Here is a 22,602-nt window from a genome sequence, read left to right as displayed (position 1 = left end):
CAGTAATCCGAGGCGGAATGGCCACGAAATTTGCGGAAGCATACCCTCGAACCAGGATTCATTCGCCGCCGAACGCCTCCTTGCGGATCACATCGAGGATGCTCGGAACGCCTTCCGTCGTGCGGACATCGACGAATGCGCGCGCATGCCGGTCACCGGTGTCGGTCACCTCACGCAGGAGCGCGTTGCCCAGGTCCGCGCGCGAGGTGAACCGGCCGGGCAGGCGCGAGGTGGCGAGCCGGTAGTCGCTGACGGCGTCCGCGTCGAACAGGCCGGCGGGCCGATCGGCGTTGTCGGACAGCGCGACCTCGATGATCCGGTCGACGCCCCGCGGCGCGTACGCGCGGATGGCAGCGGCGGGCTCGCCAGTGTCCAGGGCGAGGACGGTCCGTCAGCCTGCGGCGGTCGTCACCGAGACCGCCTCGCCGAGGCCGATGCCCGCGTAGAAGCGCCGGGCGTCCTCGGGGGCGAGGACGACCAGACCCGCCCCGACCTTGTACTGGCTCAGGGCCTTGAGCTCCGACGTGAGGGAGCCGATGTACAGCGGCTGGCCCCTCCCGTCGCGCAGTTCGACCGTGTACGGCATGTCCACCGTGACGGCGCCCTTGGAGAGCACGTCCACGGGCAGCTCTCTGCTGGTCCGTTTCGCGACCACCGTCATCAGGCCCGTGGATCCGGGCAGGGCACCGGATTTCGAGTCGAACTCCAGGACGATGGGCAACGCCCGGCCGCCGACCGTGAGGGTGCGCCCCGGCAGGTCGAGCGTGCCGGAGACGGGTACCGGAGAAGCCGCGGACGGTGGGGCGGAGTGGGTCGGAGCCACCGCCGGGGTGGCGCGCCGGTCCGGGTGGTCCGGGTCGCCACCGAGCCGCAGGGTCAGAGCAAAGCCCAGCAGGGCGAGGGCGGTTGCCCCCGCGCCGAGGGTCACGGCCGTACGCCGCCGACGCCTGCGGCGCATCGCGCGGGCGCGTGTCGCGGGGCCGCCGACGACCGGCGGGGTCTCGTGATCGGCGGCCAACTCGCGCAGGGCGGACGAGAGTTCATCGGACACGGCCGCTCTCCTTCCCGAGGACCGGCTCGTCGGCCTCGTCCTCCGCGAGCCGCTCCGCCAGCGCCGCCCGCCCGCGCGACAGCCTCGCCTTGACCGTCCCCACGGGCGCGCCGGTCTCGGAGGCTACCTGCTCCACGCTCAGGTCGCACAAATGGTGCAGGACGATCGCCATCCGCTGAGCCGGGGGCAGTTCGCGCAAGGCGGCCACCAGCGCGGTGTGTTCGGGCCCCGGCCCCGGCGTGGAGTCCGGCGGCGGAGTGCGCCGCACCAGCTCCAGCCAGCGTCTCGCCCGCCGCCAGCGGCTCACCGCCAGCCGCATGGCGACCGTACGGATCCATGCCTCGGGAGCGCTGTCCGCCAGGAACCGGTCCCGCCGGTCCCAGGCCCGTACGAACGCTTCCTGTACGACGTCCTGGGCCTCGCCGTGGTCCCCGGTGAAGGCGTAGAGCTGCCCGGTCAGCCGGGGGAACGCGGTCGCGTAGAACGCGTCGAACTCGTCCTCGGTCATGCCCCCACCGGAATCCGTGCCCACTCCTTGCAACTCCACCGCCTCCGCCGTGCGTACAGGTCCCGTCCGGGAAGACGGCGCACAGGAGCTCCAGGCTCCCCTTTTCTCAACGGCGTTGGCCTCTCGGCTGCTCAACCTACCCGTACGACCGTCCGAGTTCCCGAGCCGAAGGACCCCCCACGTGCCACCGACCCACGCCGCACTCCCCGCAGGCCACGACTTCGCCGCCTATGCCCGGACCCGCTGGTCCGGCCTGCTGGCGACCGCGCGGCTGCTCACCGAAGACCCCGGTGCGGCACAGGAGTTGGCGCGGAGAACGCTGGTGCGGATGTGTGCCCGCTGGCGGCACGTCCCGCGCAACGACGTGGACTTCCACGTACGGCGCTGTCTGGTCCGGGGCCATCTGCGCCGGCTGCGCGGACGGCGGGCGGCGCGGCGGCGGGCCGTTCTGGTGCTGCGCGTCTGGGAGGGTCTGGCGGACGCGGAGATCGCCCAGGTGCTGGGGTGTTCGGTGGGCGCGGTGCGGGCCCATGCCCGGCACGGGCTGAAAGCGGCGGGCGCCGATCCGGGGCGACTGCGCGAGGGGTACGCCCGTGCCGTCGAGGGCCTCGCCCCGTCCGAGGTGCCGCTGGCCGAGGTCCAGTCGCGGGGGCGCGTCCGGCGGCGGCGCCGGGTCGCCGTGGCCGCCGCGGCCTGCGCGGCGCTGCTCACGCCCATCGGCGTTCTCACCGCCCACCGGCTCGGCGGCGACACACAGGACAGGGCGGCCGGGCTCGGGAGCGGCGGTGGTACGGCGGCGAGTCCGGTCCGGGTCGTGGCGCCGGGCGAGCGGGTGACCGCCGGGCCGGGGATACGGGTGTGGCTGACGGCCGACGGCGGTCACTGGTCGGTGCCCGTGGCCCTCGCGGGGAACGACGGCGACCGCCCGGGCGGCGCCCCGGGCGTCTCCCTGAGGGTGGACTCCGTGAAGGGCGGCTTCTTCCTGTCGGGCCTCTTCCAGGGCCTGAACGGCGAGCCGGGCCGGGTCGCGGTGCAGACCGGCGACGGCGAGGTCACCGCGAAGGTCCTCGTCCTGGCGGGCAGTCCGGGCTGGGGCATCTGGTACACGAGCGCGCTCGTGTCGGAGAAGGACGTGAAGACGGTCCTCGCCGCGCGCGGTGACGAGCGGATCGTCACGGTGTACGACGCCTCGGGCAGGGTCGCCGCACGGTCGGCCCGCGAGTGGTGGCGGATATGAGGACGACGACCAGGCCGCCGAAGAACCCCCGGCACCACGAACGCGTCCCGCTGCGGATCCGGCTCCGGCGCAACCGTGGCCGGCTGGTGCGCCGGCTGCTCTACGTCCTCCTCGCGCTGGTCGCGACATTGTGCGCGGCGGCCGTGGTGGCGTACCGGTTGACGGCCATTCCGAAGCCGCACCCCGAGACCGTCACCCAGAGCACGGTGTTCCTCGACGCGGACGGCGCCTATCTGGGCCGGCGCGGTCCGGTCGACCGCCAGGACGTGCCGTTGTCCGCGGTCCCCCGGCATGTGCAGGACGCGGTGATCGCCGCGGAGAACCGCTCCTTCCGTACGGACAGCGGGGTCTCGCCGAAGGCCGTCGTGCGGGCCGCGTGGGCGACGCTGACCGGCGGCGCGTCGCAGGGCGGCTCCACCATCACCCAGCAGTACGTGAAGAACGCCCTGCTGAGCCCCCAGCACACCCTCTCCCGCAAGGCGCGCGAGGCGCTGATCGCGATCAAGCTGGACCGCACCCGCTCCAAGGACGAGATCCTCGCGGGCTATCTCAACACCGTGTACTTCGGTCGGGGCGCCGCCGGGATCCAGTCCGCCGCGCGCAACTACTTCGGCGTGGACGCGAAGAGCCTGACCGTCGCGCAGGGCGCGGCGCTCGCGGCGATCGTCAACATCCCCTCGTACTACGAGAAGGCGGGCTCCGACCCGAAGGTGACCGCGAAGCTGGAACGCCGCTGGGAGTGGGTGCTCGATGCGATGGCGGCGAGCGGAAGCATCACGGCGAGGCAGCGGGCCGCGGCGCGCTTCCCGGCGTTCCGGTTCTATCCGCCGGGCGAGACCGACGGGCAGCGGCAGTATCTGATCGACGTCGCCGCGAAGGAGGCCGCCGACCGGCTCGGCATCACCGAGGACCAGCTCGCGAGCGGCGGCTACAACGTGACGACCACCTTCGACCTGGGCCTGCAGGACAGCGCCACGCAGCTGGTCCAGGACGGCCGTCCCGCGGGCAAGGGGGTCCGGGTGCACACCGCCGTGGTGGGGCTGGTGCCCGGCGACGGGGCGGTGCGGGTGCTGTACGGGGGCTCGGACTACGCGCGGCAGCCGTTCAACGACGCGGTGAGCGGGGCGGTGGAGGCGGGCACGGCGCTCGATCCGTTCCGTGCGGTGGGGCCGGTGGGCGAGCCGCTGGGCAAGCTGCTGAGGACGGCGGCACCGACCCCGATGAACCTCGCCTCGGCGTACGCCACGGTGGCGGCGGACGGCAGGTACGCCACCCCGTACACCGTCGCCCGCATCACGAGAGAGGGCCGCACGATCTACCGGGCGCACCCGGAGGTGCGCCAGGTCCTGGGCGAGAAACAGGCGTTGATGGCGGGCGCCCGCTCGGGGGCCGGGCCGACCCTGGTCGCCGTCACCGCCGGCCGACCGGCGGCGAAGGCGTTCGCCACCGGCGGGGCGGGCGGCGGGATCACCCGGCGGACCGTGTGGACCACCGGGTACGACGGCGAACTCGCCCTCACCGTCGCGCTGTTCGCCGACCGGCCGGGCACGAAGAAGGGCACCACCCTGCCCGCTCAACTGCCGAACGAGCCGCCACCGGCCGAGTTCGCACAGACGGTGGCGGCGGGCATCTGGAGCCGGACGCTCAGCTCACGGTGACCTTCACCGAGGGGCTGTGCGCGGCGGCGAAGTCGGCCGTCGCCACGGTGAGCAGCCGGTAGCCGAAGGTGCCCTTGGTGTTCTCGGCGACGGTGAAGGTGACCTGGCCGGTGCTGGACTGGGTCTTGGTGGCGAGGGTCGTCCAGGCGCCGTTGCGGTACACCTGCAGCTTCACCTTGGCGCCGGTCTCCTTCGAGGAGACGGTGCCGCTGAACTTCACCGTGGCGCCGCGCTTGACCGCGGTGGCGGACGCCTTCAGCGTCACCTTCGGCGACACCGACACCTTGACGGCGGCCGAGACGGGCTTGGTCCCGGCGGCGGCGACCAGGCGCAGGCTCTCGTTGCGGGCGGGGGTGGTCTTCAGCGCGATGACGCCGCTGCCGTCGGTCGTGCCGGTGGCCACCGTCTTCCATGCGGTGGCGCCGGCCGGCCGGGCCTGGAGGGAGACCGTGCGGTACGCCAGCGGGTTGCCCGTACCGGCGGTGAGCAGGCCGGACACGGTCACCTTCTGGCCGAGCACCACGCTGCCGGGTGCGCTCGCCGTCAGCTTGTCCGCGGTCACGACCGCGGTCACGTTCGCCGTGCCGACCGCTCCCGTGCTGTCGGTGACCGTCACGGTGACGGTGTGCGTGCCGACCGACCAGGCCGAGGTGTCGAGGCCGTCGCCCCACTTGGTGCTCGCGTAGTGGCCCTCGCTGCGCACCTGGAGCGGGGAGAACGGGGTGTCACCGTCGGCGTAGGACCGCACGGTCGTGCCGTCGACCGCGACCTCCTCCTTGGTCAGCCACACCTCGTAGTACTCGGGGTCGGAGACCGTCCGGTTCCAGCCGTAGGGCACGGCGGCCGTCCACTCGATGTCCATCGAGTCGGCGCCGCCGTAGGCGAGCTTCGGCGTGACCGTGGTGGCCGTGACGGTCGGGCCGGGGGTGGCCGTGACGCTCAGCGTCACCGGGGCCGACCGGTAGCCCTCCTTGTCGACGGCGACGGCCTGGACCTGCGGACGGTAGGCCATGGTCGCGTACGTGGCGGTGTACGCGTACGGCGCGGTGTCGTCCGTCCCGCTGGGTGTGCTCTTCTTGGTGAACGCGCCCGCGTAGAAGTCGACATGGTCGATGGCCGAACCGCCGGTCGCGGGCGCGGCGTCCACGGTGTAGGCGGTGGCTCCCCACACCAGCGCGTGCGGCTGCGGGGAGGTGAACACCGCGGACGGGTTGGCGACGGTGAGACCGACCGTGCCGCTCGCGGTCTGCTCCGTGGCCCCGGAGCCGGTGTCGTCCGGGGTCTCGGTGAGCGTGACGTCCAGGGTGTTGAGGCCGTCCGGCAGATTCCGGGTGTTCAGGGTGAAGTAGCCGGTGCCCACCGAACTGACCGTCACCGAGCTGGAGTTGCTCGCCCCGGTGCGCGTGGTGTACGCCGCCTTGCCCGTACCGGCGTCGAAGTGGAAGCCCGCGTCGGCGACCGGCGTGAAGCGGACCAGGACGTCGCCCCGGTACGCGCCCGAAGCGTTCTGCGCCTCCGCGGCACCGGTGATCGAGTCCGCCTGCTCGACGACGCTCACGTCACCGACCGCGCCGGTGCCGGAGGGGCCGTCGTCGGCCAGGGCGAGCCCGGCCGCAGGGGCGGAGAGGAACAGGGCCACACCCAGGGCTGTGGCCGCACGAAGGGAAGACCGCACGGTGGCGACTCCGAAGAAGAGGGAGCGGTTTTCGGCCACTCCGGATCACTGAGGAGCCATACCGTACATACGTTCCCTGTGCACCTGGATGCCGGGGTGGTTCATCCGAGGCATGGGCGGTGAAGCCGGTGTCGGGCAGCGGCAGCGGCAGCGGCAGCGAGTGAGAACGGCCGAGGACCCGGCGCGGGGTGGCCGGGTCCTCGGGGTCACCGGATCGGTCAGCGTTGGGTGTAGATGAAGCCGACCTTGTCGACCTCGTCGCCGGAGCGGCCGTGGAAGCCGGCGAGTTGCCAGCCGGAGGGGGCGGTGCGGGTGACGCAGTCGGAGGTGGTGGTGCCGCCCGACAGGGTACGGCCGAGGTTGGTGGTGAACTTGGCGTAGAAGATCCGGGTGTGGTCGTTGTACGTGCCCTGGCAGAGCTGCGTGCTCGTCACGTACTCGCCGCTGCCCAGGGTGAGGGAGGAGGCGGTGCCGCCGGTGCCGCCGTGGGCGAGCGTGGTGCCGGTGCTCAGGGTGACGCTCATCTGGTCGACGCGGGAGCCGGAGCGCAGGGCGATGGTGGTGGCGCGGGCGCCGGCCGGGACGCTGTCGATGTCGTTGTAGTAGTCGCCGTGCGGTCCGCCGAACTGGTCGCTGAGCTGGAAGGCGGCGTTGCGCGACCAGGTGAAGCCGACCGTGATCGGGTCGTGGTCGGAGAGCATGAGCCCGTCGTCGGTGAGGAACTTGGCGTGCTCGTTGTTGTACGACGTGGCGTTCAGGGAGACGAGCTTGCTGCTGCGGTAGAGGACCTTGTCGACGACCTCGCAGGTGTTGGGCACGGTCGCCCCGGACTGGTCGCAGACCAGCGCGTCGCTGCCCTTGGCCGGCGCGCTGCCGCCGCGGATCAGCTGCACCCAGGCGTCGGTGAGCCCGTTGGCCGCGCCGAACTCGGCGATGGTGTCGGCGCTGCGGGTGTAGCGGGTGTTGGTGTCGCCCATGACCACGACGGCGTTGCCGGCGGAGTGGGTCTGGATGAACGCGGTGAGCTGGCTCAGGTTGTCGGCGCGGGAGGCCTCGTCGCCGTCGTTGGTGCCGGCGTTGGTGTGCAGGTTGTAGAAGTCGACGTACACGCCCTCGGCCAGGCGCTCACGCATGAAGGTGAAGCCCTTGGGGGTCAGACAGTCGCCCGAGTCGACCTGGCAGGAGTTCCAGTGCACCCGCTCGAAGTCGTCCTCGTCGTAGGGGATCTTCGACAGGGTGTTCAGGCCGCTGCCGATGCCCGCGCCGCCGCTGGTGGGGGTGCGGTAGGCGTGCGCGGTGTCCGCGGCGTAGAGGTAGGCGTGGTAGTTGAAGTCCTCCTCGACATGGACGATGTCGTACGGGGCTATCCGCTGGCCGATCGCCGTGGTGCTGGTGTCGCGCGGTGTCGACGCGCTGGAGAGGCTCTCCGGCAGGCCCGCGACGTTGTAGCTGAGGACGTTGAAGGTGCCCGAGTCGGCGGCCGCCGCGGAGGGGGCGGCCGCGGTGAGCCCGCCGAGGGTGGCGGCGGCCACCGCGAGACAGGCGAGAAGTCTGCGCATGAGGGAGTGCCTCCTGGGGAGGGAAAGCGGTTTCGGGGAAGAACTCGACTGAAGTTACCGCCGGTTACCGCGCATGTCGTGTCCTTCGGCAGAACTTTGTGACGAGGAACGGGATACGGATGGCGAACGGGCGAACGCCGCGCGCACGCGGACGAGTTGGTCGGCCACCGGAGGCCGTCTCCTCGTGAAGGAGCGCCCTGGCTCTACGCCTTGGCGCCGGTCGGACCGGTTCCCGTCTCGGCGAACTGGTTCGTGTCGAACAGCTCGTTGATGTGGCCGCCGAGTTCGGACCAGTGGTGGCCGGAGAGTTCGGCGGCGGCGCGGGCGTCGCCCCCGGCGCAGACGGTGATGAGTTCGTCGTGGTGCTCGATGGTGTTGCGGCCGCCGAGCAGGCTGGAGAACTTGCGGTAGAGGATGCGGTGGATCTGCGGGTGCAGCTGCTCGACGATCCGGCTCAGCACGGGGTTGTCCGCGGCCTCGATGGGCACGGCGTGGAAGCGGTCGTCGGCGGCGAGCGCGGCGGTGGTGTCGTTGGCGGCGACGGCCCGTTCGAAGTCGCGGTTGGCCTCGCGCATACGGTCCAGGTCCCGCGCGGTCAGCACCGGGACCGCCGTCTCGATGGCCAGTTGGTCGAGCGAGCGCAGGACCGCGAGGGTCTTCTCCACGTCCCGGCGGTTGAGCGTGGTGATGCGCGTGTAGACACCGGGCTTGGCCTCGACCAGGCCGATGTCGGCCAGCCGCGCCAGCGCCTCGCGCACCGGGGTGCGGCTGAGACCGAGCCGCTCGGCGAGCTCGCCGTCCCTGACCTTCTCACCGGGGACGAGCTCGCCGCGCACGATGGAGTCGCGCAGCCGGTCGAAGACCTCGTCACTGAGGAGACGGCGGGAGACGGGACGGTCGAGTGACATATTGCGTACAGTACATCGGCCCGTCACTCGCCCCGCCCTGCCCCCGTTCCGGCCGTGGCCCTGCGGACCAGGGCCTGCGCCAGGACCAGCGCCGGGTCGACGACGGGCACGGCCACGGCGTCGGCGGGCAGGCCGAGGGGGATCTCGGTGCAGCCGGCGATCACCGCCTGCGCGCCCTGTTCGGTCAGGCGTCGTGCGGCGCGGGCCAGGAGTGCGGTCGTCGTGCCGTCGCGGGAGCCCGCCTTCACCGCGTGGATGGCGGTCATGACCTCGGTGTCCTGGCCTGCGGGGTCGGGCAGGACGAGGCGGATGCCGTGGCGGTCCAGCCACTCCTGGTAGAGGCCGGCCCGGACGGTGCCGGTCGTGGCCAGCAGACCGGCCGTGTGGATACGGGGCCTCAGCGCGGCGAGATGCCGGGCGACCTCGTCGATCATGTGGACGATGGGCAGGCCCACGTGGTCGGCGATGCGCGGGACGAAGGCGTGTGCGGTGTTGCAGGGGATGGCGATGACCGTGGCACCGGCCTCGCGCAGGACACGGCCGCCGTCGAGGAGCCAGGGCGTGGGATCGGGGCCGTCGCCCAGCAGGGCCTCGGTGCGGTCGGGGATGGTGGGGTCGGACCAGATGACCGTGCGGAGGTGGTCCTGGTCGCTGCTGCCGGGGGTGGTCGCGACGAGCTTGGCGTAGAAGTCGGCGGTGGCCGCGGGGCCCATGCCGCCGAGGATGCCGATGATCTCGCCGGTGGCCGTGCGGGTGCCGGTGGTCACTGCGCGGGTTCCTTCTGGAGTGGCGCGGCCTCGACGTGGAGCGTCGTGGCGTGTTTCGCCTCGCGGCGCTTCTCCGAGCTGTCGACCACGGCTGCCGCCAGCGAGTTGCCGATGACGTTCACGCCGGTGCGGGCCATGTCGACGATGAAGTCCACGCCGAGCAGCAGGGCGATGCCCTCGGCGGGCAGGCCGATCGAGTTGCCCGCGGCGATCAGCACGACGATGGACGCGGAGGCGACGCCCGCCATGCCCTTGGAGAGGATCACCAGGACGCCGACCATGAGCAGCAGCGCGGGCAGAGAGGTGTCGGCGCCGTAGGCGTTGGCGAGGAAGACCAGCGCGGCCGCCTGGTAGAGGACGGAGCCGTCGGTGTTGAAGGAGTAGCCGAGCGGGACGACGAAGGAGGTCGTGGACCGGCTCAGGCCGAACGCCTCCAACCTGCCCATCAACGGGGCCAGTACGGACTCCGAGCTGCGGGTGACGAAGGCGATGCCGGCCAACCCGCCCACGGACCTGAGCAGTTCGACGTACCGGACGCGCCAGACCGTGGCGATCAGCGGGAAGAGCACGCCGATGACGATCGCCAGGCCCGCGTAGACCACCGCGATGAAGCCCAGCAGGCTGCGCAGGTTGCCGAAGCCGTAGTACGCGACGTCGTAGGAGATGAAGCCGAGCACACCCAGCGGCGCGACCCTGATGACGTAGCCGACGACCTTGAACATCACCGCGGCGACGGACTCCAGGACGGCGGCGAAGGGCTCGGACTTCTCGCCGAGCGCGGCCATGGCGACGCCCACGAGGAGGGCGAAGACGATCGCGCCGAGCAGGTTGCCCTCGCCGAACGCGGCGAAGATGTTCTTCGGTACGGCGTGCAGGACCAGTTCGTGGAAGTCGATGCCCCGGCTCAGGCCGTCGAGGTCCTTGGCGTCGGCCGCGTGGACGGGGGCGCCCCTGCCGATGCCCGTGACCTTGGCCAGGCCCACCGCGATCAGCAGGATCACGGTGGTGACGAGCTCGAAGTAGAGGATCGCCTTGCCGGCGATCCGGCCGACCTTCCTGACCGACTCCATGCGGGCGATGCCCAGCACGATGAGCGGGAAGACCAGGGGCAGCACGACGACCTGCACCAGGTTGAGGAACACGTCCCCGAGGATCTTCAGCTGCTCGCCCGCGGACGGCGCGAGGGATCCGATGAGGGCGCCGAGGCCTACGGCGATGACCGACTGGATGCCGATCGGCATGCGCAGACAGCGCCTCCAAAGGGTTGGTGGGCTGGTGGGGCGGGGGTGAGCGGTGTTCATGGGACCTCCTGCCATATGCAGTATATTGCGTACTGCGTGGTGGCCGGTAACACTGAGGCCGGAGGAGGTGACCTGTCAAGGGGGCCCGGAGGTTCCGGCCGACGCGCTCAGACTCGCTCCATCACGGAGTAAAGGGTTCGGCATCGTCCGTTCAACGGTCTTGTTCTGTCCATGACTCGTTCGATGGGATGCGCGGAGACCACGAACCACAGGGGGGACCCATGCCCATAGCCCGTTCCGCGAGAGGCCTCGCGGCCGCCACCTCGGTCGCCGCCCTCTCCGCCGCCGCGCTGACGGCCGCCGCACCGGCCGGCGTCGGCGCCGCCGCTCCCGCCGTACCGCACACCAAGGCGGTACCGGCGATCGTCGGGCACAACCTGGTGCGCGGGGTGAGCAGCCCGCTCTCCAACGCGCAGTGCCAGGCCAAGTGGCAGATCAACTGCTACAACCCGCTCCAGTACCGCACCGCGTACGACCTGAACGCCCTGTACCGCAAGGGTGTCACGGGCAAGGGGCGCACCATCGTCATCGTCGACTCGTACGGCTCTCCGACCGTGCAGCACGACCTCGACGTCTACAGCAAGCAGTTCGGTCTGCCCAGCACCAAGGTGAAGGTCGTCAAGTGGGGGCACGTGCCCGCCTTCGACCCCACGAACTCCGACATGACCGGCTGGGCCGGCGAGACCACCCTCGACGTCGAGATGGCGCACGCCGTCGCGCCCGCCGCCAAGATCGTCGTGGTGGAGACGGCGGTCTCCGAGACCGAGGGCACCACCGGTCTGCCGGAGATGATGAACGCCGAGAAGCACCTGATCGACCAGGGCGTCGGCGATGTCATCAGCCAGAGCTTCGGCGCCACGGAGAACACCTTCCCCGGCTTCTCCCAGGGGAACTTCTCCAGCATCAAGAACCTGCGGTACGCCTTCAAGGACGCCGACAAGAAGCACGTGACCGTGCTGGCCGCCTCCGGTGACGGCGGCGCGACCGACCTGCAGGCGGACGGGAAGACGTACTACAAGAAGCGCGTCAATTCCTGGCCCTCCTCGGACCCGCTGGTCACCTCGATCGGCGGCACCCAGCTGCACCTGAACGACAAGGGCGAGCGCGTCAAGCCGGACAGCGTCTACAACGACTACGGCTCCGGTGGCGGCGGCCAGTCCCACGTCTTCACCCGCCCCTCCTTCCAGGACGGCGTGAAGAGCAAGGTCGGCTCCCGCCGCGGCACCCCGGACGTCTCGATGACCGCCGCGGTCAACGGCGGCGCCTGGATCTACTCCAGCTTCGACCCGACCGCGGTCGGCTGGGACGTCTCCGGCGGCACCAGCGAGGCCACCCCGCTCTTCGCGGGCATCATCGCCCTCGCCGACCAGGCGGCCGGCCACCGGGTGGGCAACATCCAGAAGGCCCTCTACGGCCTCTACGCCCACCACGCCAAGGCCAACGGCGTCGTCGACGTCAACGACGGCACGAACAACACCTACGAGGGCGTGACCGGCTACAAGGCGGTCAACGGCTATGACCTCGCGACCGGTGTCGGCACCATCGACGCCCTCCGCTTCGTCCCGGCCCTGGCCAAGGCCAGCAAGCACTGACATCAGCCGACCTCAGTTGACCTCACGTGACGGACGGCCCGGGTTCACCCCCGGGCCGTCCGTCTCTCAACTCCCGTAATTCTCATGCGTCTTGCTCCCGGCGCCCCTTACGATCCCCTCGCTGCCCGAACACCAGTGCCCCATCAGGGCGCCGGACAACGGGCATCCGAACGGGAGGGACCACTTGACCATGTCCTTTGGCAGCATGTCCTTTGGCAGCATGTCCTTGGGAAGCATGTCCTTGGGCGCACGCTCGCGTGCCCTGCTCGCTTCTCTGGGAACCCTCGGCCTGGCACTCGTCGCCGCCGCGTCACCCGCGAGCGCGGCCGCCGGGGTGCCCACCACGCCCACGCAGCTGTTCAACGGCAACCGGCACTGCTCGACCGACGCGGACCGGCCCACGTATCTCTGGGCCCGCAACGGCCTGGTCGTCGAGGGCATCCCCGCGACCACCGACGACTCCGACCACTCCTCGCTCACCGTGCAGTACCAGGTCTGGCCGGTCACCGACCCGACACGGACCACGACGGTCACCCGCACCCACGCGAGCCCCGGCTTCGAGTCCCCCGGCACCCTGCCCGCCGACGTGCTCACCGACGGGCAGACCTACGCGTGGCGGGCGCAGACGGTGGCCGGGAGCGCGGCCTCCGACTGGTCGGCTCCCTGCTACGTCACCATCGACAACTCCGGCCCGTCGAGCGCGCCCACCCTCACCTCGCCGAACTACCCGCCGGACGAGTGGAACCCGGGCGGCGAGCCGGTCGAGTTCCAGCTGAGCGCGAACGGCGTCGACGACGTCACCGGATTCGAGTTCTCCTGGCAGCAGGACCTCCCGGTCATCGGCACCAGCATCGGCGACCACGGCGTTCCGCAGCCCGTCGACCCGTACGAGGACACCCGGTACTTCAAGCGCGCCGATTCCCTGGGCGGTTCGGCCACGCTCCGCCTCGTCCCGCCGAGCGGCGCCGGTGTGCTGACCCTGTGGGTGCGCAGTCTGGACCGCGCCTACACCGGGTCGGCGATCACCAGCTACACCTTCCGTGTCCGCTCCACGGCGCCCACCGTCACCCCGGCCGTCCCGTCACCCGAGTTCGGCGAGCCGACCGAGTTCACGCTCACGCCGGACGCCACGCTCCAGTCGACGAGCCCGGTCGTGAGCTACTCCGTGGAGACCATCGGCGGACAGGACGGCGGCAGGACCGTCGAGGTCGCGGCCTCGGCCGACGGCACGGCCGAGGTGGAGCTCGCACTCGACGGCATCTACGGCGAGCGCCTCCGGGTGACCAGCACAAGCGCCAACGGCTGGGTCAGTGACGCGGGATCGTGGGGCATCGGCTACGACACCACGCCGACCGTCGCCTCGGACGTCTACCCCGAGAACGGCTCCGGCGGCGGCGTGGACGTCCCCGGCACCTTCACGTTCACGCCGAAGGTGAAGGACGTCGTGAGCTACACGTACTCCTTCAACGGCGACCCGGAGGCCACCGTCCCCGCGGACGACCAGGGCACCGCGAGCCTCGACTGGACCCCGGCCACGGACGGCTCCTACGACCTCACGGTCTACGCGACGACCCGCTCGGGCATCCAACTGGCGCCCTACTACTACTCCTTCACCGTGAACTGACGGCACCTCCTACGCGGCGACGACCGCGACCCCGATCCTGCCCCCGTCCACGTCCACCACCGTCCCGTGCACGAACGCGGACTCGTCGCTCGCCAGCCAGACCGCCGCGTGCGCGACGGCGTCCGGCGTGCCGACCCGGCCTGCCGGGGTGCCCTTCATCATGACCTCGCCGGGGTGCGGGTCGGCGCCCTCCGGGGACGGGGGCAGGATCACGCCCGGCGAGATGGCGTTGACCCGTACGCCCAGCGGGCCGAACTCGGCGGCCCACGCGCGCGTGAGCGTCTCCATGGCTCCCTTGGTGGAGCTGTAGAGGGCGCCGAGCGGGACGCCCAGGCGGGCGATCCATGACCCGAGGTTGATGACGACCCCGCCGCCCGACTCCGCCATCGCCGGGACGACGGCGGCGGTGAGGAAGAAGGGGGCCTTCACATTGACCCCGTAGACCTGGTCGAAGGTCTTCTCGTCGGTGCCGGTGGTGCCGGGGGCCGGGTAGACGCCGGCGTTGTTCACCAGGATGTCGATCCGCCCGCCCAGGGCCGCGCGGGCCCGCTCGGCCAGGTCCCGCGAGGCCTCCGCGCTTCCGTCGAGGTCGGCCGGCAGGAAGTCGCCCCGTCCGCCGGCGGCACGGATGCCCTCGACGACCTGTGCTCCCCGTTCCCGGTTGCGCCCGGAGACGAGGACGTGGGCGCCCTCGGCCGCGAAGGCCTCGGCGATCGCCTGTCCGATGTTGCTGGTCGACCCGGTGACCAGCGCCGTCTTGTTCCGCAGTCGTTCCGTCATGCCGCCACTGTGCTGCGTATAAAATGGACCGGCAAGTCCAGAATCTCAACCGGGGAGGCCGGATGCCGGACGTGGAGGCACTGACCACCAAAGGGCGTGCCACACGCGCGCGTATCGTCGCGGGGGCCGCCGAGGTGCTGCGCGAGCAGGGGGTCGCCTTCACCACGCTCGACGACGTCCGCGCCCGCACCGGCACCAGCAAGAGCCAGCTCTTCCACTACTTCCCCGACGGCAAGGACGAACTGCTGCTGGCGGTGGCCGAGTTCGAGGCGGAGCGGGTGCTGGAGGACCAACAGCCGCATCTGGGGCGGCTGGACTCGTGGGAGTCCTGGCAGCAGTGGCGGGACGTCGTGGTGGAGCGCTATGAACTCCAGGGCGACCACTGCCCGTTGGGGTCGCTGTTCCTGCAGGTCGGGCGGGACCGGCCCGGCGCGCGGGCGATCGTGACCGAGCTGATGCGCCAGTGGCAGGAGCAGCTCGCCCGCGGCATGAGTGCGCTGCGAGCGAAGGGGCTGGTGTCCGCGTCCCTGGACGTGGACCGGACGGCCGCCGCACTGCTGGCGGGCATCCAGGGAGGCGTGGTCATCCTGATGTCCACGGGCGACTCGACCCACCTCAGGGCCGCACTCGACACCGGTATCGAGCAGTTGCGCGCGACGGCCGGTTTCACGTCACCTTCCTGAGAGGTGACCGGGGCGAGAGGCGAGCCGGGTGTCTCACATGCGGTCCACGTCCACGACGGCCTGCGCGAAGTCGGCGGGCGCCTCCTGCGGGAGGTTGTGGCCGATGCCCGTCAGGGTCCGGTGCTTGTACGCGCCGGTGAACCTGTCCCGGTACGTCGACCCGTTGCCCGGCGCCGTGAAGGGGTCGCGTTCGGGGTCGAGGGTGATGGTGGGGACGGCGATCGTCGGCCGCTGGGCGAGGCGGCGCTCGTAGGTGTCGTAGCGGCGCTCGCCGTCGGCGAGGCTCAGGCGCCAGCGGTAGTTGTGGACGACGACGGCCGCATAGTCGGGGTTCTCGAAGGCCTGTGCGGTGCGCTCGAAGGTGGCGTCGTCGAAGTCCCAGGTCGGGGAGACGGTGTCCCAGACGAAGCGGGTGAGGTCGTGCCGCAGGTCCGGCGTCTCCATGGCCGTACGGCCGCGCTCGGTGGCGAAGTAGTACTGGTACCACCAGGTGTGCTCGGCCTGCGGGGCGATCGGCGAGAGCTGGGCCTCGCGGTTGGTGATCAGATACCCGCTCACCGAGACCAGCGCCTTGCAGCGCTCGGGCCACAGCGCCGCGATGATGTCGGCGGTGCGCGAGCCCCAGTCGAAGCCGGCCAGCACGGCCCGTTCGATCTTCAGGGCGTCCATCAGGGCGATGACGTCGAGGGCGATGGCCGACTGCTGGGCGTTGCGGACAGTGCGGTCGGACAGGAAGCGGGTCGTGCCGTGGCCACGCAGATACGGGACGATCACCCGGTATCCCCGCTCGGCCAGCAGCGGGGCGACATCGACGTAGCTGTGGATGTCGTACGGCCATCCGTGCAGGCAGATGACGGCGGGGCCGTGGGCGGGGCCCGACTCGGCGTAGCCGACGTCCAGCAGGCCGGCCCGGATCTGCTTCGGCGACGGGAAGGCCGACACCGAGGACGTGCCGCGCCGGGGGGCCGCGGAGGCCGGCTGCGGGCCCTGGAGGCCGGTCAGGGAAAGGGCCGTCGCGCTGGTGCCGAGCCCGACAGCCTTGCTGAAACCACGCCTGTTGATCACGGGAATCCTCCGCGGGGGTCACGTGCGCCGACTTGCGCGATGCCTGACTTTTGCACGAACAGCGTCACCGGTCAAGGCGGTGACGTCTGCTCCTCAGTAGTCTTTGCCGACAGGCTTCGCACCGGAAGGGCCGTTCCATGATCATTTTCTTTGGTACCAAGGGGTACCTCTACCAGCTGGCGATACTGACCCTGGTCTGCGGCCAGTGCGGGAACCCCGCCGCGCACACGCTCCGCAAGCGCGTCACGAAGTTCACGCTGTTCTTCGTGCCGCTGTTCCCCATCTCGACGAAGTACGCGACGCAGTGCACGTTCTGCGGTGCGGAGCAGAAGGTGACCAAGGAGCAGGCGGAGCAGTTGCAGGCGCAGGCCGCCGGCGGGCAGGGCGGTCAGCAGTACGGGCAGCCGCAGCAGCAGCCCTACCAGGGTTGAGGAGCGCTGGGCGGCCCCGGCCGTTCGGCCGGCTCGGTGCCGGAATCGCCCGCTGTCGGTGACCGTTCGACCGAGGCGGGCCGGACTGATCGCGAGCCTGAATCATCAATTCCGCATATGGCCGCGGCGCAGGGTGCGGGCGCACCAGCCGATGACCGCGGCGTTGACCTCCGCGCCGATCGCGACGGCGGTGACGAACATGACCATGTTGTCCGACAGCACGTCCGGCAGCAGGAGGAACACCAGGCTCGCCGGTGCGGTGGTGTGACGCTGGAGAAGATCGGTGATCTCCTCGCGGACGCCACGCTGCCGCCCGAGCTGGACGCCGCTCTCTGCCGTGCCGCCGCGAAGGTCCCCGGCGTCTCGGTGGTCGAGAACGCCAGGGACTTCAGCGGCCGTCCGGGCGTCGGCCTGCGCTTCAAGGACCGTGACGGACAGGCCACTTGGGTCTTCGACGAGAAGGCCCTCACCTACCTGGGCTCGGACAAGGAGGCCCTGCTGGGCACGGGGGTCGCGGACCAGGTCGGCCGGACACCGGGCGGTTGAGGGCTCAGGCCGCCGAGCCCCAGAGCGCCTTGAACCTGGCCGTGTAACCCTGGGTGTATCCGGTCAGGTTGGGGTGGAAGACCTCGGACGCGTTGGTCAGGTCGTTGAACCACGAGTCGGAGCCGCAGGCACCGTGCCCGTTGAACTGCGTGCGCATGTCGACGTAGTAGACGGCCGACTTGATCGAGGCGGCGAGGGTGCCGTCGGAGAGGGCGTCGGCGAAGCCGTTCATGTAGCCGCGCTTGGCGGCGCTGAGGTCGATCACCGGGCATGCGGTGGACGAGGTGGAGAGCACCCGCGGGTAGCCGAAGGCCCAGACGACGGCGTTGGGCGCCTTCGTCCTGATGTCCTTGTACAGGGCGGCCAGGTCGTCCACCATCTGGTTCCTGGCGTAGGACGACATCCAGGTGGTGGCCGTCTGGCAGTAGCTGTCGCTCTGGGTGAGGCAGCCCTGGACCACCGACGAGAACTGGGCGTCGTTGCCGCCCACCGTGATGGTGACGAGCTTGGTGTTCGAACTCAGCGCGGACAGCTGGTTGTTGCGCACGTCGGCGATGGTCGCGCCGCTGCAGCTCACGTCCTTCAGGGTGTACGACGGGTGCGCGGCGGCCCACTGGTGCGGGTAGTTGTTCGTGCTGCGCTTGCAGGCGCCGCTCGCGCTGTCGTACGAGCCCGCGCCGACACCGGAGGCGTACGAGTCGCCGAGCGCCACGTATTCGGGTTGCGTGGCCGCCTGGGCGGGGGCGGCCGTCCCGGCCGAGATACCGGCGAATGCCATGACGGCGCCGAGGACAGCCGTCGTGAATCTACGCATGAGTTCCTTCATGATCGGGCACGAATGCACGGAAGCGGTGATCGCAAGCATGTGTGCTGATCACCGCCGTCTCCACGACTTGCCCCCTTTCCTGGCCACTTGGGCACATGGTCCGGCCCGCGGGAACACGGAAGTGGCGGATTCGTCCATCAACCGGTCGGTCGATGGACTGATCCGCCACTTCACCCGCCATCCCGTCACGGCTACGTTCGGTGACCATGACGACCGAGACGCCCGAGACGACCGAAGAGATGACCGCTGAACTGCGCCTGCGCGGCGAGCTCGCCGCCGTCTACCGGCTCGTGGCGCACTTCCGGATGACCGACCTGATCTTCACGCACATCTCGGTCCGCCTGCCCGGGCCGGAGCACCACTTCCTGATCAACCCGTACGGCCTGCTCTTCGAGGAGATCACCGCCTCGAACCTGGTCAGGGTCGACCTGTCCGGCCGGCCCGTCGAGGAGACCCCGCACCCGGTCAACCCGGCCGGCTTCGTCATCCACGGCGCGATCCACGCGGCCCGCCCCGACGCGCACTGCGTCCTGCACACCCACACCCGGGCCGGTTGCGCGGTCGCCGCCCAGGCGGAGGGCCTGCTGCCCCTCAACCAGATCTCCATGGAGTTCTACGGCCGCCTCGGCTACCACGACTACGAGGGGGTCGCCCTCAATCTCGCCGAGCAGGAGCGCCTGGTCGCCGATCTCGCCGGCCACCCGGCGATGATCCTGCGCAACCATGGCCTCCTCACCGTCGGCGAGAGTCCCGCCCGGGCCTTCCTCCGCATGTACTACCTGGACAAGGCCTGCGAGATCCAGACCACCGCGGCGGCCGGCGGCGCCAAGCTGGTGGTGCCCGCCGCCGACGTCTGCGAACTCACCGCCCGCCAGCTGACCGGCCAGGACGACAGCTCCGACCTCCAGGACACGGAGGCGTACGACCTCGCGTGGGGGGCGCTGCTGCGCCTGGTGGAGCGGATCGCGCCCGACTACAGGGACTGAGGGCCGCCGGTCCGGGGCCGTCAGGACCAGCCGGGTCCTGGATGAGCCGGTCGTGCTGTACGTCTGGCTGCACGAGGGCCGTGCGGACGCGGTTCGTGGTCTCCCAACTCCCGCCCTGTACCCGCATGTTCGGGGCGATCTCGCCCAGGGGCACGTGATAGAAGGAGTTCCGGCGAAGGCCGGGTACGGCCCGCTTCCCGGGCTTGGGTACGAGTGACGCTTCGGTACGAGGGACACCAGGACGGAGTCAGGGACGATGAGCTCTCCCCACGGCGGCGGACAGGGCGCGCAGCCGTTCGCGATCGACACGAGCAAGCCCCATCCGGCCCGGATGTACGACTACTTCCTCGGTGGGAAGGACAACTACGAGGTCGACCAGGCGGCCGCCGAGCGGGTCATCGAGGCGGCGCCGGAGGTGCGGCTGGCCGTGCGGGAGAACCGGCGGTTCATGCAGCGCGCGGTACGGCATGTGGTGGGGGAGGGCGGCATCCGGCAGATCCTCGACATCGGCACGGGTCTGCCGACCGAGCCCAACGTGCACCAGATAGCGCGGGCCGTCGCCCCCGGCACCCGGGTGGCCTACGTCGACAACGACCCGATCGTCAGCGCCCATGCGCGGAGCCTGCTGGGCGACGACGACACCGACACGTCCGTCGTCCTGGGCGATCTGCGCGACCCCCGGGCCGTCCTGGACCATCCGGACGTGCGCCGGGTCATCGACTTCGACGAGCCGGTGGGGCTGCTGCTGGTGGCGATCCTGCACTTCATCACGGACGCGGAGGATCCGGCAGGCATCGTCGCCACCCTCCGCGACGCACTGCCGACCGGCTCGTACGTCGTCCTGTCCCACGCGACCGTCGAGGTCCACGAGGACGGCCGGGAGGACGCGGTGAAGGTCTACAAGGGTGCGACCGCCACCATGAACCCCCGCTCCCACGCTCGTGTCCTGGACTTCTTCGACGGCCTCACCCTGATCGACCCCGGCCTGGTCCTCGTCCCGGACTGGCACCCCGAGACGCCCCTTGAGCCCGGCTCCCCACCGGTCGGCATCTACGGCGGGGTGGCACGCAAGGAGAGCTGACGCCAAGGGCCTCGGACCCGACCGGAGTTCACCGGTCAGCCCGTCACTCCCCCGCATCCTCCGTCGTCCCCACGTCCTTGCGCGACACCGCGAGATACGCGACGAGGACCAGGATGGCGGCCGTCCAGGCCAGGGTCACCGGACCCAGTCCCCACCCGAGCCCGCCCCGGGCCCGGCTCACGGCCATCCAGTCGGCGACCGACGCGCCGAGGGGGCGGGTGATGACGTAGGCGGACCAGAAGGCGGTGACGGGGCCGAGGATGCCGCGGCGGTGGGCGAGGGCCGGGACGGCGATGGCGGCGGCGTAGAGGACGCCGGAGCCGAGATAGCCGAGGCCGAGGGTGGCGGAGAGGTCGCCGGCCGCGGTGCCGAGGGCGAAGGTGGCGAGGACGGCGGCCCAGTAGAAGACCTCGCGGCGGCGGGTGCGGATGCTGTGGATGGACAGGGTGCGCTCACTGCCGTACCAGAGGGCGAACACCGCGGCGAGCGCGACCAGGAAGAACGGCGTGGACAGGAGATACGGCACCCCGAGCCCGACGTGCAGCACGTCCGCGGCCATCGTGCCGAACACGCTCACCATGACGATCGCCGTCCAGTACACCCAGGCCACGTACCGTCGCACGGCGAACTGCACCGCGAGCGCGGCCACGAGCGCCAGGCCCCCCAGGGCGACCGCCGGGATCGGCCCGAACAGATGGGCGAGCCAGTCGGAGGCCGTCTCGCCCATCCCGGTGGTCAGCACCTTGATGACCCAGAACCAGACGGTCACCTCCGGCACCTTGCTGAGGGCACGTCGTACGGGAGGAAGGCGAAGCTGATCCGTGGTCGTCATGCCGCGCACGATGACATGCCGAACGGCTCCTCCCCCAGCCCCCTTTGCCATTGTTTTGGTGCTTCTGGTGCGCAAGTTGGCCCGACACCCGCCGGGCCTGAACACAACCTGAACGCGTCGGCTACTTCAGCCCGATCGCGGCGCAGTCCGCCGCATACTGGGCGGTGCAGATCTCCTTGACGGTGTAGACGCCGTCCTTGATCACCGTGGACTTGATGTTGCTCTTGGTGAGAGCGACGACGGGCACCAGCATCGCCGGAATGTCCTTGTCCGTGGGGCTGTCGACGCTGTCCTCGGTCAGCGCGTCGAACGCGATGTTCCGCCCCTGCACCTTGGCGACGGCCATCTCCGCCGCGCTGGTCGCCTCGAGCAGGAAGGACTTGTACACGGTCATGCTCTGCTCACCGGCGACGATCCGCTGCACCGCGTCCAGGTTGGCGTCCTGCCCGGTGACCGGCGGGATCCTGGTGGCGCCGGCGCCCTTGAGCGCCTCGATGGCGGCGCCGGCCATCCCGTCGTTGGCGGAGTAGACGGCGGCGATGTTGCCGAGCCCGACCGACTGGATGGCCTTCGCCATGTCGGCCTTGGCGGTGGCGGGCAGCCACTCGTTCACGTCGTACGACTTGGCGATGACGACGCGCCCCTTGAGCTCACTGAGCGCACCGCTCTTGAACAGCGCGGTGTTCGGATCGGCGGGCGACCCATTGATCATCACGATCTTGCTGGTGGCGGCCTTGTCCCCGAGCGCGTCGGTGATCGCCCTGCCCTGCACCTCGCCGACGAGCTCGTTGTCGTGGGACACGTAGGCGTCGATGGGGCCCTGGGCGAGCCGGTCATAGGCGATGACCGGAATCCCCGCGTCCTTGGCCTTCTTCACATCGGGCGCGATGGCCTTGGCATCCACCGCGTCGACGACGATGATGTCCACCTTCCGATCGATCATCGCCGCGAACTGCTTGCTCTGCTTCGCCGCGCTGGCCTCGGCGTTCTCGTAGACGACCTGGCCCTTGCCGCTCGTGAGCGAGGCGACCCGCTGCTTGAACAGGGGGTAGTCGAACTTCTCGAACCGCGCGGTGTCCTTGTCCGGCAGCAGCAGCGCGACCTTGATGTCGTTCCGCTTGTTCGGCTTCGCGGAGCTCCCCCCTCCGCCCACGGCATCGAGCGCACCGCATGCGGTCAGCGTCAGCGCCGAGGCAACGGCGACGACCGGCAGAGCGACGGCGCGAAGAGCCGCTGATCTGCGGGGATTTGAAGCGGAGGGGGCGGTTCGAACGTTCACGTGCGGGTGCCTTCCAGGCGAATGAGCAAGGTGCGACAGGGCCACCGGATGACTGAGTAGCCAAACGGCGCCGGGGAGTCACGTCAAGACATCCCGTTGTCGTTCCGACACATCTACGGAATCTTCCCATCCGAGCGGGGGTTCCGGTCCTGGACGACCCACCCCCCCGGAACCGAAAAGTCAGATAAGCGTAAAGAACCTTGACAGTGAATT

Annotated in this window: 22 protein-coding genes; 9 read left to right on the top strand and 13 right to left on the bottom strand. The window is 70.5% G+C overall.

The window, feature by feature from the left end; translation table 11 throughout:
* Positions 1-391: 391 nt before the first annotated feature.
* Complete coding sequence (locus tag ACWC09_RS03870; RefSeq protein WP_450848176.1) at positions 392-1,051, bottom strand: hypothetical protein; 660 nt, start codon at positions 1,049-1,051, stop codon at positions 392-394.
* Positions 1,041-1,559: a SigE family RNA polymerase sigma factor gene (locus tag ACWC09_RS03865; RefSeq protein ID WP_450848174.1), complete on the bottom strand. Its 519-nt coding sequence runs from the start codon at positions 1,557-1,559 to the stop codon at positions 1,041-1,043. Before ACWC09_RS03865 ends, ACWC09_RS03870 begins: the two co-directional genes overlap by 11 nt.
* Positions 1,560-1,740: 181 nt before the next feature.
* Here ACWC09_RS03865 and ACWC09_RS03860 point away from each other — a divergent pair, with 181 nt between their 5' ends.
* Positions 1,741-2,796 carry a sigma factor-like helix-turn-helix DNA-binding protein gene (locus tag ACWC09_RS03860; protein WP_450848173.1) on the top strand — a complete coding sequence of 352 codons (1,056 nt, stop codon included), beginning with the start codon at positions 1,741-1,743 and terminating at the stop codon, positions 2,794-2,796.
* On the top strand, positions 2,793-4,454 hold the full coding sequence (locus ACWC09_RS03855; protein ID WP_450848171.1) for a transglycosylase domain-containing protein: 1,662 nt from the start codon (positions 2,793-2,795) through the stop codon (positions 4,452-4,454). The genes ACWC09_RS03860 and ACWC09_RS03855 overlap by 4 nt, the downstream gene beginning before the upstream one ends.
* Here the strand turns inward: ACWC09_RS03855 and ACWC09_RS03850 are convergent.
* The 5 genes from ACWC09_RS03850 to ACWC09_RS03830 form a co-directional block, all read right to left on the bottom strand.
* Entirely contained in the window at positions 4,441-6,129 is a 1,689-nt protein-coding gene (locus tag ACWC09_RS03850; RefSeq protein ID WP_450848169.1) for a hypothetical protein, read from the bottom strand. The two genes, ACWC09_RS03855 and ACWC09_RS03850, sit on opposite strands and share 14 nt — an antisense overlap.
* Before the next feature lie 218 nt (positions 6,130-6,347).
* Complete coding sequence (locus ACWC09_RS03845) at positions 6,348-7,688, bottom strand: jacalin-like lectin (RefSeq protein WP_450848168.1); 1,341 nt, start codon at positions 7,686-7,688, stop codon at positions 6,348-6,350.
* 203 nt (positions 7,689-7,891) lie between these two features.
* Positions 7,892-8,596 (bottom strand): GntR family transcriptional regulator, encoded by a 705-nt coding sequence (locus ACWC09_RS03840; protein WP_450848166.1) that lies wholly within the window; start codon positions 8,594-8,596, stop codon positions 7,892-7,894.
* Positions 8,597-8,619: 23 nt separating this feature from the next.
* A complete protein-coding gene (locus ACWC09_RS03835) occupies positions 8,620-9,363 on the bottom strand; it encodes an aspartate/glutamate racemase family protein (RefSeq protein WP_450848164.1) in 744 nt (247 codons plus the stop codon).
* On the bottom strand, positions 9,360-10,664 hold the full coding sequence (locus ACWC09_RS03830) for a dicarboxylate/amino acid:cation symporter (RefSeq protein WP_450848162.1): 1,305 nt from the start codon (positions 10,662-10,664) through the stop codon (positions 9,360-9,362). Before ACWC09_RS03830 ends, ACWC09_RS03835 begins: the two co-directional genes overlap by 4 nt.
* Before the next feature lie 221 nt (positions 10,665-10,885).
* Between ACWC09_RS03830 and ACWC09_RS03825 the strand changes: the two genes are divergently transcribed.
* Positions 10,886-12,256 carry a S53 family peptidase gene (locus ACWC09_RS03825; RefSeq protein WP_450848160.1) on the top strand — a complete coding sequence of 457 codons (1,371 nt, stop codon included), beginning with the start codon at positions 10,886-10,888 and terminating at the stop codon, positions 12,254-12,256.
* Between the two features lie 235 nt (positions 12,257-12,491).
* Positions 12,492-13,880 carry a hypothetical protein gene (locus ACWC09_RS03820; RefSeq protein ID WP_450848158.1) on the top strand — a complete coding sequence of 463 codons (1,389 nt, stop codon included), beginning with the start codon at positions 12,492-12,494 and terminating at the stop codon, positions 13,878-13,880.
* A 9-nt stretch (positions 13,881-13,889) separates the two neighbouring features.
* Here the strand turns inward: ACWC09_RS03820 and ACWC09_RS03815 are convergent, their stop codons facing one another.
* Complete coding sequence (locus tag ACWC09_RS03815; RefSeq protein ID WP_450848156.1) at positions 13,890-14,660, bottom strand: SDR family NAD(P)-dependent oxidoreductase; 771 nt, start codon at positions 14,658-14,660, stop codon at positions 13,890-13,892.
* 62 nt (positions 14,661-14,722) lie between these two features.
* Here ACWC09_RS03815 and ACWC09_RS03810 point away from each other — a divergent pair, with 62 nt between their 5' ends.
* Positions 14,723-15,343 (top strand): TetR/AcrR family transcriptional regulator, encoded by a 621-nt coding sequence (locus ACWC09_RS03810; protein WP_450848154.1) that lies wholly within the window; start codon positions 14,723-14,725, stop codon positions 15,341-15,343.
* Between the two features lie 33 nt (positions 15,344-15,376).
* Here ACWC09_RS03810 and ACWC09_RS03805 read toward each other — a convergent pair whose 3' ends face one another.
* On the bottom strand, positions 15,377-16,408 hold the full coding sequence (locus tag ACWC09_RS03805) for an alpha/beta fold hydrolase (protein WP_450848152.1): 1,032 nt from the start codon (positions 16,406-16,408) through the stop codon (positions 15,377-15,379).
* A gap of 140 nt (positions 16,409-16,548) precedes the next feature.
* Here ACWC09_RS03805 and ACWC09_RS03800 point away from each other — a divergent pair, with 140 nt between their 5' ends.
* Entirely contained in the window at positions 16,549-16,839 is a 291-nt protein-coding gene (locus ACWC09_RS03800) for a zinc-ribbon domain-containing protein (RefSeq protein ID WP_450848299.1), read from the top strand.
* Between the two features lie 105 nt (positions 16,840-16,944).
* Here the strand turns inward: ACWC09_RS03800 and ACWC09_RS03795 are convergent, their stop codons facing one another.
* Positions 16,945-17,127: an SCO4225 family membrane protein gene (locus ACWC09_RS03795; protein ID WP_450848297.1), complete on the bottom strand. Its 183-nt coding sequence runs from the start codon at positions 17,125-17,127 to the stop codon at positions 16,945-16,947.
* On the opposite strand from ACWC09_RS03795, the gene ACWC09_RS03790 reads away from it, so the two are divergent.
* A complete protein-coding gene (locus ACWC09_RS03790) occupies positions 17,104-17,385 on the top strand; it encodes a hypothetical protein (protein WP_450848151.1) in 282 nt (93 codons plus the stop codon). The genes ACWC09_RS03795 and ACWC09_RS03790 overlap by 24 nt on opposite strands.
* Positions 17,386-17,389: 4 nt before the next feature.
* On the opposite strand, the gene ACWC09_RS03785 is transcribed toward ACWC09_RS03790, so the two are convergent.
* A complete protein-coding gene (locus tag ACWC09_RS03785; RefSeq protein WP_450848150.1) occupies positions 17,390-18,199 on the bottom strand; it encodes an SGNH/GDSL hydrolase family protein in 810 nt (269 codons plus the stop codon).
* Positions 18,200-18,417: 218 nt separating this feature from the next.
* Between ACWC09_RS03785 and ACWC09_RS03780 the strand changes: the two genes are divergently transcribed.
* Complete coding sequence (locus tag ACWC09_RS03780) at positions 18,418-19,197, top strand: class II aldolase/adducin family protein (protein ID WP_450848149.1); 780 nt, start codon at positions 18,418-18,420, stop codon at positions 19,195-19,197.
* A 256-nt stretch (positions 19,198-19,453) separates the two neighbouring features.
* Positions 19,454-20,278 carry an SAM-dependent methyltransferase gene (locus ACWC09_RS03775; RefSeq protein ID WP_450848147.1) on the top strand — a complete coding sequence of 275 codons (825 nt, stop codon included), beginning with the start codon at positions 19,454-19,456 and terminating at the stop codon, positions 20,276-20,278.
* 43 nt (positions 20,279-20,321) lie between these two features.
* Here the strand turns inward: ACWC09_RS03775 and ACWC09_RS03770 are convergent, their stop codons facing one another.
* Positions 20,322-21,110 carry a COG4705 family protein gene (locus tag ACWC09_RS03770; RefSeq protein ID WP_450848145.1) on the bottom strand — a complete coding sequence of 263 codons (789 nt, stop codon included), beginning with the start codon at positions 21,108-21,110 and terminating at the stop codon, positions 20,322-20,324.
* Between the two features lie 121 nt (positions 21,111-21,231).
* The gene (locus tag ACWC09_RS03765) at positions 21,232-22,389 is read right to left on the bottom strand and encodes a sugar ABC transporter substrate-binding protein (protein WP_450848143.1); all 1,158 of its coding nucleotides are present in this window, start codon (positions 22,387-22,389) and stop codon (positions 21,232-21,234) included.
* Between the last annotated feature and the right edge of the window lie 213 nt (positions 22,390-22,602).

The organism is Streptomyces sp. NPDC001617, assembly GCF_053596855.1.
The sequence above is the reverse complement of the archived record's forward strand: the minus strand, read 5'-3'. Positions and strand labels throughout refer to the sequence as shown.